This is a genomic window from Pseudoalteromonas sp. Z1A6 (genome assembly GCF_011378745.1).
Taxonomy (GTDB): Bacteria; Pseudomonadota; Gammaproteobacteria; order Enterobacterales; family Alteromonadaceae; genus Pseudoalteromonas; species Pseudoalteromonas arctica.
Genome location: NZ_WTKW01000341.1, coordinates 1 through 4419, shown reverse-complemented (window position 1 = coordinate 4419; position 4419 = coordinate 1). Strand labels below are relative to the sequence as shown.

Here is a 4419-nt window from a genome sequence, read left to right as displayed (position 1 = left end):
AACGCTTCTAAAATGGCTTTTAGTTTATCGCGGTCATCACCTTGCACTTCAATAATGCCTTCTTTTACTGCGCCGCCTTGGCCCATTTTGCTTTTTATAGTTTTAGCTAACTTTTTTAAATCATGATCTTTTGGATCAATGCCTACAACTAACATTACGCCTTTGCCTTTACGTCCTTTTGTTTGACGCTCAATGCGAATAAAACCATCTTTAAAAAGCTTAGCTTCTAACTCTTTTTCTGGTTTTGGCCGGTCAATGCGACCCGTACTTGTTGAATATACTAAGTGACTATCACTCATACCTTACCTTTATGGATAAAAATTAATTAAATATTGGCGTAAATGATAGCAAATTTGAAGTTGTGTGTTTTTCTTTTTGCTAAATACTTTTAACAGGTTATATTTAGTTCAAAGGAAATATTATTGGAGTTTACTATGAGTTTAACTAAGAATGAATCAGTCGATGGCACTACATTAACAATACAAATTAAAGGTAAGTTTGACTTTAATTTAGTGCAATCTTTTCGCCAAGCTTATGCCCAAATGAGCGAAAAAACAGTAAAGGTTATTATCGATTTAAGAGAGACTGACTACATGGATAGCTCAGCACTTGGCATGTTACTTAACATGAAAAAAACAATTGATAGCCAAGTGAAAACTATCGAAATAAGCAATTGCCAACCACAGCTTAGAAAAATTCTACAAATTTCACGTTTTGATAAAAAGTTTGATATTAGCTAATGATACATGTGTTAATTGTAGATGATCAGGCGCTCAATCGCATTTTACTAAGTAAAATGCTTGAGCAAGAGGGTTATAAAATATCAGTGGCTTATAACGGGCTAGATGCACTTAATGTACTTAAAAGAGAGCAAATAGACGTTGTTTTACTTGATGTTTTAATGCCTGTAATGGATGGTTTTGAAGCTGCTGAAAAAATAAAGCAGCAGTATAGTGAAGTTTACTTACCGATTATTTTTATAACCTCCTTAGAAGATCAAGCAAGTTTTGAGCGCTGCCTCGAAGTGGGTGGCGATGACTTTATTCATAAACCATTTGAAAAAGTTATTCTGCATGCAAAAATTAAAGCACATATTCGCACCAGAGAGCTGAGTAAAAAAGCAAACCAACAAAAGAAATTGCTTGAATATCATCATAATCAAATTGAACGTGAACACGAAATAATTGAGCATATTTTTAATAACTCATTAGAAAACCAAGGTAAGTTTAAAGAGTATTTAGATTTTAATTTATCACCGGCCTCTATGTTTAACGGCGATATGTTTTTAGTAGCGCAAAGCCCAATCGGTAATTTGTATTGCATGTTGGGAGATTTTACGGGTCACGGCCTTGCAGCAGCTATTGGTGCATTACCAACTTCTCGTGTTTTTTATACTATGGTACAAAAAGGCATGGCGGTTAACGATATTGCCTGTGAGCTAAATACACTACTGTACAACCTACTACCTGGGCATATGTTTTGTGCTGCAACCATTATAGAGCTTAGTGCATCAGGTAAAAGTGTTTCTGCATGGATGGGCGGCTTACCCGATGCCTACCTAATAGATAAAGACGGTAATGTAAAACAAACATTAGAATCACAGCATATGGCGCTAGGGATTTTAGATGAACAAGAATTTGAATATGAAGTTATTCATTTTGAAACAAATAGTAATACTCGCCTTGTATTAGCGACCGACGGAATTATAGAAACAGCAAACAAAAAAGATATATTTTTTGGGGAAGAACGTTTTTTGCAAACCTTAAAAAGTAAGTCGATGATTAGTAGTGAAGATATAGTTGCTAACGTTACTGAGTTTGCAGATGGTACTAAACAACAAGACGATTTAAGCATTGTTTTACTAAACTGCCTGCCTTTAGTTCCTGAGGAGCAAGAGCGAGAAGCATTTTCTACTTTAGCTTTTAATTTATCTTTGAGTTTAAACTCAGAACAAATAAAAAAAACAGACCCCGTTTACGACGTCGTTAATATTTTGAGCAGTGTTGAGGGATTAAATGCCCATCGTTCTAATATATTTTTACTGTTGTCTGAGGCTTATAATAACGCGCTTGATCATGGTGTATTAGGCCTTAACTCAGAAATTAAAAAACAAGAAGACGGCTTTTTTCGATATTACGAGTTGAGAGAGGCTGCCCTTGCTAAACTTACAGATGCCATGATTATTATTGATATGCGCTATTGCCCCGACACGCTCAGTTTATATTTTATTATTTGCGATTCAGGCCGAGGGTTTAGTAGTAAGCACGATGAGTTGGCAAAGGCTAATAACGAATTTGGCAGAGGGGTGTCTTTATTAGAAGAAATAGCCGAAAAAGTCACTTATAACGCCAGTGGTAACCAAGTTGAAATGTGCTACAAGTTGAGCTAGCTCTGTAAAAATATCCATGCTATTATTCTCGAAACTTTAGATGTATGGATGGCCAAATGATTTCTTCTTACTTAAAACAAGCACAACTTAGTACTAATCCAGCTTTGATTTTAACAGAGCTTGAAAAGCTTGATCTACATTTAGCAAACACTGCTTTGCCTGATGTGTGTTGGGAGTATCAAATACCTGAGCTTGGCGAGGGCGGTGCATGTAGTTTATTTGGTTACTTACAAGATGAGCCATTCAAATTAACTGACTATATTAAAAATGATGAGCAAACACAGTTTAAGCTGGCTACTTTACAAAGTATTGTAAGCTACATTGAGCAGCAAACGGGCGTTGATTGGTATGGTATTTATCAATCAACTAATACCCCTGAAGGTAATCAACTATTAAAATTGGCTTATCATGGAGCGCCTAGTCGTCCGTTGTTTCCTTTAACGCAAGCATTTGCGGCTGGCAGTAACAACGTACAGGTTGCGCTATCTCACAAGGGCCGCATTATTAATAACGTTGAAACGTATTTATCACAAGGTGGTGAATACTACACATGCGATCCTAAAGTTAAATCAGAAACCTGCCTACCTTTATTTAATGCACAAAATGAATGCGTTGGTATTGTAGATGCAGAAGCCTTTAAAAATGATTTTTTTGATGAAAAGACGCTTGCCGTTTTAATTGCATGTTGTATTAAAATTCCTCACTTTCTAGTGTAAATAACGCTAGTCAATATGATGTGCTTTTATGTTAAGCTTAGCTTAACAGCTAACCCCTAAATAACGATAAGAGATAGCCAATGTTCTCAGTATTAAAACCATTACCAACAGATCCTATTCTTGGCCTTATGGCGGCCTATAAACAAGATACAAACCCTAATAAAATTGATTTAGGTGTAGGTGTCTACAAAGATGAGCAAGGCAATACACCGGTCCTTAAAGCGGTTAAAAAAGCTGAAGCGTTTCGTCTTGAAAACGAAATGAGCAAATCTTACATTGGTTTAGCGGGTAATTTAGATTACTGCCAAAAAATGGAGCAGTTACTATTAGGTGAGCATCAAGTATTACTAGCTAACCGCGTACGTACTGCGCAAGCTCCTGGTGGTACGGGTGCACTTCGTGTTGCAGCTGAATTTATTAAGCGTTGTAATACAGACGCGACTGTTTGGGTAACTAACCCAACATGGGCTAACCATATTAGCTTGTTTGAAGCTGCAGGCTTAACAGTAAAAGAATACCCATATTACGATTACGAAAATAAAGATTTATTGTTTGATGAAATGATCAACACACTTAAACAAGTGCCTAAAGGTGATGTGGTTTTACTGCATGCATGTTGTCATAACCCAAGCGGTATGGATTTAAACGAAACACAGTGGAACACGGTTGCCGAACTGGCAAAAGAAGTTGGCTTTACACCACTTGTTGATATTGCGTACCAAGGCTTTGGTGCCTCACTTGAAGAAGATGCACGTGGCTTACGTATTTTAGCCGATGCAGTAGAAGAGCTAATTATTTGTTCTTCATGTTCTAAAAACTTTGGCTTATACCGCGAGCGTATTGGTGCATGTTCACTAATTGCAAAAGACAGCGCAACAGCAGATATTTCAAACTCTGTAATGCTAAGCGTTGTACGTAGTATTTACTCAATGCCGCCAGCGCATGGTGCTGACATTGTTAATACTATTTTAAGCAGTACAGAGCTTACACAATTGTGGCACTCTGAGCTTGATGAAATGCGTAGTCGTATAAATGGCTTACGTAGCTTAATTAAAGAAAGCTTAGCAACTAAAGATATTGCTCAAGACTTCTCATTTATTGAACGCCAAAACGGTATGTTTTCTTTCTTAGGTATTAATAAAGAGCAAATTGCTCGCCTACAAAAAGAATACGGCATTTACATAGTTGGCTCTAGCCGCGTAAATGTTGCAGGTGTTAGTCATTCAAATATTGAATACTTTTCAAATGCTGTAGCTGACGTTTGTAAATAAACGCAGTTAATATAAAAAACCGCACATCATAATGATGTGCGGT

5 protein-coding genes are annotated in these 4419 nt (G+C 36.7%); 4 read left to right on the top strand and 1 reads right to left on the bottom strand.

The features are described from left to right. On the bottom strand, positions 1 to 299 hold a 299-nt coding region (locus GQR46_RS16700), incomplete at its 3' end, for a stress response translation initiation inhibitor YciH (RefSeq protein WP_165741583.1). A gap of 135 nt (positions 300 to 434) precedes the next feature. Here GQR46_RS16700 and GQR46_RS16695 point away from each other — a divergent pair. The 4 genes from GQR46_RS16695 (at position 435) to GQR46_RS16680 (ending at position 4376) form a co-directional block, all read left to right on the top strand. Further along, positions 435 to 740, top strand: a complete 306-nt coding sequence (locus tag GQR46_RS16695; RefSeq protein ID WP_002962948.1) for an STAS domain-containing protein — start codon at positions 435 to 437, stop codon at positions 738 to 740. Further along, positions 740 to 2389: a SpoIIE family protein phosphatase gene (locus GQR46_RS16690; RefSeq protein ID WP_165741582.1), complete on the top strand. Its 1650-nt coding sequence runs from the start codon at positions 740 to 742 to the stop codon at positions 2387 to 2389. Before GQR46_RS16695 ends, GQR46_RS16690 begins: the two co-directional genes overlap by 1 nt. A 56-nt stretch (positions 2390 to 2445) precedes the next feature. Beyond that, positions 2446 to 3105: a GAF domain-containing protein gene (locus GQR46_RS16685; RefSeq protein WP_165741580.1), complete on the top strand. Its 660-nt coding sequence runs from the start codon at positions 2446 to 2448 to the stop codon at positions 3103 to 3105. Positions 3106 to 3185: 80 nt separating this feature from the next. Further along, complete coding sequence (locus GQR46_RS16680) at positions 3186 to 4376, top strand: amino acid aminotransferase (protein ID WP_010554636.1); 1191 nt, start codon at positions 3186 to 3188, stop codon at positions 4374 to 4376. Positions 4377 to 4419: the final 43 nt, after the last annotated feature.

Coding starts and splice junctions, on each gene's coding strand:
- GQR46_RS16695 (WP_002962948.1), top strand. CDS start 435: ATGAGTTTAACTAAGAATGAATCAGTCGATGGCACTACATTAACAATA.
- GQR46_RS16685 (WP_165741580.1), top strand. CDS start 2,446: ATGATTTCTTCTTACTTAAAACAAGCACAACTTAGTACTAATCCAGCT.
- GQR46_RS16680 (WP_010554636.1), top strand. CDS start 3,186: ATGTTCTCAGTATTAAAACCATTACCAACAGATCCTATTCTTGGCCTT.
- GQR46_RS16690 (WP_165741582.1), top strand. CDS start 740: ATGATACATGTGTTAATTGTAGATGATCAGGCGCTCAATCGCATTTTA.